This window comes from Halorubrum vacuolatum, from assembly GCF_900188065.1.
GTDB lineage: Archaea > Halobacteriota > Halobacteria > Halobacteriales > Haloferacaceae > Halorubrum > Halorubrum vacuolatum.
This window is the reverse complement of the sequence record NZ_FZNQ01000065.1, coordinates 1-1,408: the sequence shown is the minus strand read 5'-3', so window position 1 is coordinate 1,408 and position 1,408 is coordinate 1. Positions and strand designations below refer to the sequence as shown.

Below are 1,408 nucleotides of genomic sequence, written 5' to 3'. Positions count from 1 at the left end.
CCATTCGTATTCGTTTAAGCCCCCGCATTGGCGGTGAGGTCACTACACACCTCCTCTAACAGCGTTTTTCGACCGGGAGAGGGTTGTTTAGCTTCCTGATACAGGAGTTCAGGAATGTTTGGAGGAGGCAAACCGTAGAGGTCAGCCAATTCCATGAGGATCAGCTGGGCGTACGACCGGAAGGTCGTCGCCCAGCGTTCGGTGGGGAACGACACATCCTCCCCACGCTCTTCAGCGTGATCGACCAACACCCGAAGGATGGCCCTGCTGACCACCAGCGTCAGCAGGGCCGCCGTGATCTGAATCTTCACGATGTGTGCTTTCGACGTATCGAAGTTCTCCAGGCCGTACCGCGATTTCAATTCACGGAATAACAGTTCTACCTCCCATCTAGCTCGGTACAACGTTGCGATCTGTGCGGCGAAGAATTCCCCACGTGGAAGGTTCGTCATGTACAGATGGTAGTCGTCGGTGTCCTCGTTGCGGACACCGACGACGCGAAACTCTTTGGTATCTGTCGATCTGGTCTCATCGTATTCACGGCGCTTGAAGCCGACGACCACGTCAACATCGATGTACTGGCGACGCAGGTCTCCGACAACGTCGAAGACCTGCTTGCCTTCGATATCGATAGAATTGCCGCGAAGCGTCCGTGGAGCGGCTGTAATGAGCGGGTTAGAACTCTTCTTTAATCGGCTCACGAAGAAGCCGTCGTTCTCATCGATCAGCGCAAAGCGGCGGTACTTGAAGAAGGCGAGATCAAGCAGAAAGAGGCGGCCGCGGAGCCAGGAGCCGGTTTCGAAGAGGGTACTCTCGTGGGTGGTTTCGTCGGTGATCTCGTCGGAGATCACCGACTGGTCAGTAACGTTGTGGACGAGGTACAGCATCACACCGGAGGCGTCGTCGTGAGTGGCTTCGAATTCGGAGAGCAGTTGCTGCAACCGGAAGATAGTGGCGTCAGCCGCAATCACGTCTCTGAAGCGGTCGAATTCAGGGGAGACGTGATGCGGAACAGCGACTTCGTCGAGTGCGTGTTCGAGCAGTTCAGTAAGGAGATCTTCGAACTGTTCGGTAAAGCGGTCGTAGAAACTGGAGGCGGCGATGGATTGGTTGGTGGCGGCGTTGTATGCTCGGCGATAGTCGGCGATGGAGCGGGTTTCGCCGCCGACGGCGAAACCCACTGTAAGCGTCCACACGAGCATTCTGATGTCGATGTCTCGGTTGCGTTCGACGACCCCGCACTCGCGTGCGCGGTCGTCGATGAAGTCCGAAGGAAACACCGAAGTCAACAGGGTTCGTACTGCATCTGGGGAGAGGCGCATACCACCCTCCCCATCTCATCCTACGGTGATAGTTTCGGCGATTAGCCCTACGTCACGCGATTCTCTCGCTTATCCGAATACGGATG

1 protein-coding gene is annotated in these 1,408 nt (G+C 56.4%); it reads right to left on the bottom strand.

The window, feature by feature from the left end; translation table 11 throughout:
• Nucleotides 1–14: 14 nt before the first annotated feature.
• Nucleotides 15–1,322 carry an IS4 family transposase gene (locus tag CHB65_RS16665; protein WP_089386132.1) on the bottom strand — a complete coding sequence of 436 codons (1,308 nt, stop codon included), beginning with the start codon at nucleotides 1,320–1,322 and terminating at the stop codon, nucleotides 15–17.
• Nucleotides 1,323–1,408: the final 86 nt, after the last annotated feature.